Source organism: Reinekea sp. G2M2-21 (genome assembly GCF_015687175.1).
Classification (GTDB): Bacteria; Pseudomonadota; Gammaproteobacteria; order Pseudomonadales; family Natronospirillaceae; genus Reinekea.
The window spans coordinates 1-238 of record NZ_JADPQG010000053.1; the positions used below are offsets into that span (position 1 = coordinate 1).

The window sequence follows — 238 nt, forward strand, 5'->3', positions numbered from 1 at the left end:
ACTTAAATCAAGCTTGATCATTGCATTTAATTCCGTGTCTACTGTTCGGATTGATACAATAATTTGCCTATAGAAATCTTCTGCTTCAAATCCGGCGAACTCCATTCCTAATGGAACAACGTGACCCCATAGTCCAGTGCCGAAATGAAAACATTCTCCGATCTCTGGTGATTTTGGAGCACTCTCAATTAACCACTCCTTTACTTGTTGTGAACCCCAGCTCTCAGGTAAGTTCGCA

Annotated in this window: 1 protein-coding gene; it reads right to left on the reverse strand. The window is 41.6% G+C overall.

From position 1 onward, the window contains the following. The coding region (locus IYN85_RS26105) for a hypothetical protein (protein WP_230390991.1) at positions 1–238 on the reverse strand (238 nt) is incomplete at both ends.